Here is a 7,887-nt window from a genome sequence, read left to right on the forward strand (position 1 = left end):
TTGGCGCAACGGACGCCGGGATAAGGGGGACCTGCCTATGACGATGAATACAATGAAGCGGTGGTTTATGGCTCCGTTTCAGATGAGCATGCGGTACAAACTGATGATATTAATGGTGATTATCGCTATTTTACCTTTGACGACCGTGACTTTTTTTGCGGCGCAGACGACCAAGCAGTCTTTAAGCTCGGAAATTATCCGTTCCAATGAATCGAGAATGAACTGGGCGTCTCAGTATTTTGACGAGAAGTTCAGCCAACTTCATTCGGTTGCCTATTCGCTCCTGCTGGACAACACTATTTTCCCAACATCCGGCCGCGAAGATGAAGGCGACATAAAGGGTCCTAATATGGGGAACTTTGATATTGAGGAGAAATTAAGGTCGCTGTATGTGGCTAACAATAACAACATCGTGCGGATTTCTTTGTATTTGAATGAAAAACAGCGCCTGTATGTGGTGGACAAAGACGCGGTACGCTTCACGGACAATCTGGATACGTCCATCGGCAATTGGGGGGAGATCGCCAAGACCCAACAGAGCGTCAATAAGGTTGTGAATGTGCCGCCGAACACGTTTATTTTAGCCCGCAGCATGAACCGTTTTGAGAATTTGCAAGTGTTGGGCGGTGTTTTGCTGGAAGTCCGGTGGAAAATGATGGGCAACGTCATGGACATGATTCACTCGGAAGCGAACAGCGAGGTGCTGATCGTGGATGCCCAAGGCAACACGATGTACAATCCGTATGGCGCCAAAGTCTCGATGGACCCGGAGACGTTGAAGAAGGCGATAGGGGACTCTGCGGCACCGGGGCACGTTCAGCTCAAGCAAGGCATTTTATTTTTCCAACCTGCCGTCTCGGGTCAGATATGGATCGTCAAGTTCGTCCCGATGAGCTACGTGACCGAGAGCGCCGCGACTACACTGAGCTTCAGCTTTTACACGGCGGTTGCTTCGATCCTGGCGGCCATTCTGCTCTCTGTGCTGATCGCTTACTTCACGACGAAGCCGATTATCCGGTTGACCAAGTCGATGAAAGCGGTCGAGCATCAAAATTTCAACGTCGGGCTCGATAATATTCGAAGCGATGAGATCGGGACGTTGGAGCGGCGGTTCAACTCGATGCTGCAGCGGATCAAGGAACTGATCCAGATTGAGTACAAAAGCAAAATCGAGACGCGTACGGCGCAAATCAAGGCGATGCAAGCGCAAATCAATCCGCATTTTCTGTACAATTCGCTGCAAGCGATCGGCGGCGTAGCCATTGACCGGAAAGTACCGGAGATTTACGATTACCTTCGAGCGATCAGCGACTTGTTCCGGTATACGATCAAAATGCAGTCCGAACTGGTGACAATATTCGATGAAATGGAGCATGTCAGCAACTATCTGCATATTCAGAAGCTCCGTTTTCAGGACATGCTCGAATTTGAGCTCGATGTGGAAGAGGGCTGCGAAGACTATTGCATGACCAAATTCACGCTCCAGCCGCTTGTGGAGAATTGCTTCGTTCATGGGCTGGAAGGGATGATGAAGAGCGGTCGTGTCCTGATCAAAGTCGAGCGCGTGGTGGATGAGATTGAAATCAGCATCGAGGACAACGGTGTTGGGATCGAACCCGAGCGTCTCGAAGATATTCAGCGGCAGCTTGAACAAACGAATGATGAGCAGCTGCTGGGCGAAAGCATGGGAATTAACAATGTGAATTCACGAATCCGACTTATTTTTGGGGAAGAGTTCGGATTGTTCGTCTCAAGCGTAGAAGGGGACGGGACGACGGTCAAAGTGATTATCCCGGCTATACGCAGGGGAGAGGAGCTACTGCAATGAAGGCTATTATTATCGACGACGAGTTTTGGATTCGGAACAGCATCCGGCATTTGGCGGACTGGGAGCGGTTCGGTATCGATCAGGTGATGGAAGCCGAGGATGGGCTGAGCGGGCTGGAGATGGTGGAGCGGCTGCACCCGGAAATCGTCATCACGGATATGAAAATGAGAGGCATGGACGGAACGCGTCTGCTGCAAAAATTGACAGAGGAGTACCCGTATATCCGCAAAATCGTGATCAGCGGGTTCGATGAATTCTCCTATATGAAGCAAGCGATTTTGTCCAAGGTCGACGAATACTTGCTCAAGCCGATCAAGCCGGAAGAGCTGAATCGCGCTTTGGAGAAAGCAGTCCGCGAGCTGCGGGCGGCACAGGGCATCCACGCGGCCCAACCGCTGGACAAGCAACTGCTCAAGGTCGTTACGGAGACGAGAAGTGTGATCGTCAGGTACATTCATGAAATGAACCCGGAGGCGATCAGTATCAGTTTCAAGCACCTGGAGGCGGCGCTGAAGGAGCACGAACCCTTGAAACCCGGTGTCAGCAACTCGCTGTACAAGCAATTCATGCAATTGCTGGAGGAACAGGCGGACCTGCTTGGCAGCGAGTTGACGCCGAACGCCCAGTCGTGGGCCGCAACCTTTTTCGTATCGGACAATACGCCGCTCTCCGCCTGGATTACCGTCTTGTCCGATGCGTTCTCCGGCAGTCTGGAGGCGCTAATCTATCAGCGGAAAAATAAAGTCGGAGTCAAAATTGACGAAATCCGGCAGTTTATCGATCATTCCTACGCGGAGCCTATCGGTCTTGGCACGATCGCCAGCCAGTTTTTCATAAGCCGGGAGCATCTGTCCCGTACGTTCAAGCAGGAAGTGGGCCTGACAGTGATGGATTACCTCGTCTCCAAACGGATCGAGAAAGCGTGCGAGCTGCTGCAGGACCCGTCGGTCTTGATCAAGAACGCTGCGAAAGCTGTCGGTTATTCGGATATTACGTATTTTTATCGGATTTTCAAAAAAATAACAGGTGTGACGCCCATCCAGTTTCGACAAGGCAGCTAATTATCATAATAGTGAAAGCGATATCACAAATGTCCAATTCAAAACGCTACTTCTGTTGAATGATTGGGGCCGCTTTCTTCTATATAATCAGGGATAGTAAGCGCTATCAAAACAAGGGGAGGCTAAACACTATGAAAAAAACACTTACTATGATTTTGGCCATGTTAATGGTGGGATCTACCGTCGCTTGCTCTTCCGGCGGAGGCACAAAAGACAATAACTCTGGCAGCACTTCGAATCAAAACGGTTCGAACGCGCCTGCGAAAAAAGTCGAACTGAAAGTATTCCTGGGTGGTCTAGACCGTTTCCGCGACCAATTCGACAAATACTTCGCGCAGTTCGCCGAAAAGGAAAAGAAAGAGAAGAACATCGTAGTTACGATCAATACCGAGTATCCGGGTTCTGAAAATGCAACACAAATCTTGAAAACGCGCTTGGCTACAGGCGACGTGCCGGACATATTCGCGCTTCACGCGGTGAACGATGTGCCGGATTACTACAAAGCCGGCTTCCTGGAAGATATGACGAACCAGCCGTTCTCCGGCAAGCTGATTGACGGCATCCGCAAGCTCGTGACGATCGACAACAAAGTCGTTGCGGTTCCGCTGGAAAGCTTGGCGTGGGGCTACCTCTACAACAAAAAAATATTTAGTGATCTGGGCCTGAAACCGCCTACGACATTAACGGAAATGAAAGCTGTCGTGCAGAAGCTGAACGACAACAAAATTACGCCATTCATGCTGAGCTACAAAGAGAGCTGGATTCCGCAATTGTTCCTGCCTCTGGCTGTCGGCGGTCTAGGCAACTCCACTCAAAAAGGGTTTGTTGACCGCATGAACAAAGATCAAGGCAGCTTCGCCGAGCTGAAAGATATGTTCGGCATCATCGACCTCGTGAACAGCAACGGAACCGGCCGCGTATTCGAGGTTGGCAACGACGACGGCGCTGCGGATTTCGCAGCCGGCAAAGCGGCCATGTGGGTACAAGGTCCTTGGGATGCTGACAGCTTGCTGAAAGCGAACAGCAGCTTCGATTTCGGGGTTGCTCCGCTTCCGCTGAACGACAATCCGGCTTCCACGCTGATCAACGTGTCCGTATCGACATCCCTGGCGATGGCTTCGAGCGGTAAAAACAAAGAAGTTTCCGCCGACCTTCTGAACTTCATCCTGGACGACCAAGCATCCAATGCGCTGTACCAAGGCTTGAAATTCAATCCGGTGTCCAAAGCTCACACGTTCAAACCGTATCCTTGGGTTGAAGATGCGTCCGCTTATGTCAATAAAGGACAATCCTATCAAGATCCGCAAATCCCAGCCGCTGTTAAAGATGAGTCGGGAAAAGCGCTTCAAGCCTACTTTAGCAAAAAAATGACGGCTGACGACGTGATTAAGGATCTGGATAAAACGTGGAAAAATGCTAACGCTGTAGCTAACAAAAAATAAAGAATGGATAACAGCTGCCGTGCCTTGCTTGGAATGTACAAGATCAGGGCACGGCACGGATTTTCCTAAGGAGTGAGCCCCGTGCTAAGACGCCTTGTTAAGACTCATAGATCTTTAATCCTGTTCGTTCTTCCCGCTTTTGTCCTGTACGTCACGTTTCTCGTCATTCCTATGCTGCAGGGCTCGTACTACAGCTTCACAAATTGGGACGGACTGAATAAAAACTACAGTTTTGTTGGCCTGCAGAACTTTATCGAAGCGATCAGCGACGATAAAAACTTCCAGTCTTCGATTTTGTTTACAGCGAAATACGTGGTCTTTGCAGTTATTTTCCAAAATGCCGTCGCGCTCTTGCTGGCGCTTATGATTGAATCGCGCAGCCGCGGCAAAGGCTTGCTCCGGACTATCTTTTTCATGCCTAGCATGCTCAGTATCATTATCAGTACTTTTATGTGGGCGTTTGTCTTTACCAAAGTCATGCCGGCGTTGTCCCGGTTTGCGGCTCTGAAGTTTCTGGATATTTCCTGGCTTGGCGATCCGAACATTTCCTTCTGGACGATCCTTATGGTTTCCGTCTGGGGTGGGATCGGAACGTTGATGATTATTTATATGTCCGCGATTCAAGGCATTCCGCAGCATTTGAAAGAAGCCGCCATTATCGACGGCGCCAACCCTTTTCATATGCTTCGCTACATTACGCTGCCGCTGATCGCGCATGCGCTTACAATCTGTATTTTTCTTACCCTGAACAACTCGTTTAAAGTGTACGACTTGATCTACGCTTTGACCGGAGGCGGTCCTGCACGGGCCACACAGGTGATTTCTATGAACATTTTGGAAGAGGCTTATCAGCAAAACTTCCGCTACGGCTATGCCAGCGCGAAAGCCATTATCCTGTTCCTCATCATACTTGTCATTACATTGATTCAAGTTACCGTCATGAAGAAAAGGGAGGTGGAAGCGTGAACAGACGGCTGTATTCCGTATCAACCCTTGTGGTGCTGATCGTTGTGGCCTGCTTCTTCCTATTCCCGATTTATATGGCGATCTTGAACTCCTTCAAGACACAGGGAGAAATGTACGCTTCCGTACTCGGCCTGCCGACGAAATTCCATTTTGAGAACTACGTGCAAGCGTTCAAGAAAGCGAACATGCTAGAGAGCGGCTTGAACACGGTTGTTGTAACCGTGACCGGGATTTGCGGCATCGTACTGTGCAGTTCGCTGGCCGGTTACAAGCTTTCGCGTACACGGGGCGCATTAAGCAACGCCATCTTCATGCTGTTCGTTTCGTCGATGCTTATTCCGTTCCAAACGATTATGGTGACTTTAACGAAAATGGCCAAAAACCTCGGATTGCAAGGTACGCCGTTCGGTCTCGGCATCGTGTGCGCCGGTCTTGGCGTCAGCATGGCGGTGTTCCTGTATCACGGCTTCGTAAAGGGGATTCCGCGCGAGCTCGACGAGTCCGCAAAAATAGATGGCTGCGGTGAAGTCAAAACGTTTTTCAGCATCATATTGCCGCTGCTGCTGCCGATTACCTTTACTATCGTTATCTTGAACCTGTTGTGGCTGTGGAACGACTTCCTGCTGCCTGTCCTGATGCTGACGGATTTCCACAAATATACACTGGTGCTGACAATCAATATGTTCTTCGGCAAATATAGCCGTGAATGGTCGCTTATTCTCGCATCGCTGATCTTGTCTTCGATTCCGATCGTGATTATTTTCGCGATCTTCCAGCGCTGGATCATCCAAGGAATTACGGAAGGCGCGGTGAAGGGCTAAGTGTTCATATGTCGATAACTCACTTATACGATTCATTGATGAGAAGGTTCGCCGTCAGAAATAAATAAGTCAGTAGAAAAAAACCGCGAAGGCTTGATGCTACGCGGTTTTTTTCTAGTTCTGGTCATTTCTTTCATTATTCTTTTATTTGGCTTTAGTAAACTTTTAAAAGTGATGATTTGAAATTTATTAAAGCTAAGAGGAGTAAAACAACGATAAAGTTGAATCCAAAAACGTATACAGTACCATATCGTTATTGATGGGAGCGAGTTGTAAATGAATCGAAAAGCAAAGCAGACTTATCGTAAATTAGTAAGTATTATACTGGGAATGTTGATTTTTTTGTCGGGCGTACCCAATATGGGCGCGCCAATGGTTGCCCAAGCTGCGTCTGAACAATGGGTCACAGTAGGCTCAGCCGGTTTTTCGGCAGGTGCTGCAACTTATACAAGGATAGCCATCGACAGCAGTGGCACGCCCTATGTTGTTTATAGGGATGGGGGTAGAGGCGGTAATGCAACCGTCATGAAATATAACGGAAGCGCGTGGGTGAATGTTGGCTCCGCCGGTTTTGGTGATGCAACTAATGTAAGTATTGCCATCGACAGCAGCGGTACGCCCTTTGTTCTGTTTCAGGATGCTGGTAACAGCTTTAAAGCAACCGTTATGAAATATAACGGAAGCTCGTGGGTAAATGTAGGTTCCGCCGGTTTTTCGGCAGGTGGAGCAGAATTTACAAATATAGCCATCGACAGTAGTGGCACGCCCTTTGTTGTGTATAAGGATGGGGGGAACAGCAATAAAGCAACCGTCATGAAATATAACGGAAGCGCGTGGGTGAATGTAGGTTCCGCCGGTTTTTCGGCAGGAAGTGCAAGTTATACAAATATAGCCATCGACAGCAGTGGCACGCCCTATATTGTGTATAAGGATGGGGTTAACAATAAAGCAACCGTCATGAAATATAACGGAAGCTTGTGGGAGAATGTAGGTTCCGCGACAGGTGGAGCAAATTATACAAGTATAGCCATCGACAGCAGCGGCACACCCTATATTGTGTATAAGGATTTGTTGAACAGCGAAGAAGCGACCGTCATGAAATATAACGGAAGCTCGTGGGAGAATGTTGGATCTGCCGGTTTTTCAGCGGGTGTTGTAGATTATACAAGTATAGCTATAAACAGCAGCGGCACGCCCTATGTTATGTATAAGGATTATGGTAACGGCGGTAAAGCAACCGTTATGAAATATAACGGAAGCTTGTGGGAGAACGCAGGCTCCGCCGGTTTTTCGGCGGGTATTGCAGATTATACAAGTATAGCCATTGACAGCAGCGGCACGCCCTATGTTGTGTATTTGGATGATGAGAAGAGGAGTAAAGCAACCGTCAAGAAGCTTGCAGTGACATATACGGTGACGTATGACGGCGACGGCGCTGCGTCCGGAAGTGTGCCGACGGACAGCGCCACCTATCAATCGGGAGATACGGCCACGGTTCTGGGCAACACGGGAAGCCTAGTGAAGACGGGTTACACGTTCGCGGGTTGGAACACGAAGGCGGATGGAACTGGAATGGATTACGTGGCAGGTGCCCCCATCAGCATAAACTTAGCCGACGTGACACTGTACGTGAAGTGGACAACGACCAACGCGGCCACGCCGAGCATCGGCACGCAACCGACAGGAGCAACGGTGAACGAAGGCGCGAGCAGCCCGAGCTTGAGTGTAGCGGCGACGGTGAGCGACAGCGGAACGCTGAGCTATCAGTG

Annotated in this window: 6 protein-coding genes; all 6 read left to right on the plus strand. The window is 49.4% G+C overall.

The annotated features are described in order from the left end of the window. Nucleotides 1-37: 37 nt before the first annotated feature. Nucleotides 38-1,828 (plus strand): cache domain-containing sensor histidine kinase, encoded by a 1,791-nt coding sequence (locus IEY34_RS09110; protein ID WP_189010509.1) that lies wholly within the window; start codon nt 38-40, stop codon nt 1,826-1,828. After that, a complete protein-coding gene (locus IEY34_RS09115) occupies nt 1,825-2,889 on the plus strand; it encodes a response regulator transcription factor (protein ID WP_189010510.1) in 1,065 nt (354 codons plus the stop codon). The genes IEY34_RS09110 and IEY34_RS09115 overlap by 4 nt, the downstream gene beginning before the upstream one ends. 131 nt (nt 2,890-3,020) lie before the next feature. Then, nucleotides 3,021-4,331, plus strand: coding sequence for an ABC transporter substrate-binding protein (locus IEY34_RS09120; protein ID WP_189010511.1), 1,311 nt, complete (start codon nt 3,021-3,023; stop codon nt 4,329-4,331). Between the two features lie 117 nt (nt 4,332-4,448). Beyond that, on the plus strand, nt 4,449-5,297 hold the full coding sequence (locus IEY34_RS09125) for a carbohydrate ABC transporter permease (RefSeq protein ID WP_229757545.1): 849 nt from the start codon (nt 4,449-4,451) through the stop codon (nt 5,295-5,297). Further along, complete coding sequence (locus tag IEY34_RS09130) at nt 5,294-6,118, plus strand: carbohydrate ABC transporter permease (protein WP_229757540.1); 825 nt, start codon at nt 5,294-5,296, stop codon at nt 6,116-6,118. Before IEY34_RS09125 ends, IEY34_RS09130 begins: the two co-directional genes overlap by 4 nt. 276 nt (nt 6,119-6,394) lie before the next feature. Beyond that, the coding region (locus IEY34_RS09135; RefSeq protein WP_189010512.1) for an InlB B-repeat-containing protein at nt 6,395-7,887 on the plus strand (1,493 nt) is incomplete at its 3' end.

It is taken from the genome of Paenibacillus marchantiophytorum (genome assembly GCF_014640555.1).
Classification (GTDB): domain Bacteria; phylum Bacillota; class Bacilli; order Paenibacillales; family NBRC-103111; genus Paenibacillus_E; species Paenibacillus_E marchantiophytorum.